This window comes from Wolbachia endosymbiont of Drosophila barbarae, from assembly GCF_044752445.1.
Taxonomy (GTDB): domain Bacteria; phylum Pseudomonadota; class Alphaproteobacteria; order Rickettsiales; family Anaplasmataceae; genus Wolbachia; species Wolbachia pipientis.
On the sequence record NZ_JBIXJM010000074.1, the window covers coordinates 1 to 551 of the forward strand.

Annotated in this window: 1 protein-coding gene; it reads right to left on the reverse strand. The window is 32.3% G+C overall.

From position 1 onward, the window contains the following. The coding region (locus tag ACIPNH_RS01050; protein WP_400771077.1) for an extracellular solute-binding protein at positions 1-398 on the reverse strand (398 nt) is incomplete at its 3' end. Positions 399-551 lie beyond the last annotated feature (153 nt).

The following is a 551-nucleotide window of genomic DNA, read 5'->3' on the forward strand; positions in this document are numbered from 1 at the left end:
ACCAATATCCTAGCTCTTTTTGTAAGACCAAACCAATAATCTTCACTGTCTCTAAATCTTGCAGGTATAACACTTTTTAAAACCTCTGAATCTACTTGAGATAAAAGTCCTCTTTCTTTTGCTAGAATTAAGTTGATTGCATCAGCAGTCAAAAATAAGTCAGCTTCACCACCGTTTTCCATTCGTGAAAGTAGCTGAGAATAATCATCAATGATGTAACGTACTTTAATACCTGTATTTTTCGTGAATTCATCAAACAAAGTACGTACTAATTCTTCTTTGCGCGATGAATAAACATTTACCACTTGTGAGTCATTAGTTCCGTCGTTTCTGTATAAATAAGTAATAACTATCAATATAATTGCTATTAAGGATGTGAGTATAAAGGCTTTTTTCATATTGGATAAAAAATAACTTCTTTCAGTTAAAGTTACCAAGATGGTACAACTTTAGCAAGTGTAAAGTTCGTTAGATAAATCATAAAAACTTGCTTGACAAGCCTTGCCAGTCCCCTTATCATGAAACTGAAGCTATTTATTTATCTTCTCTGT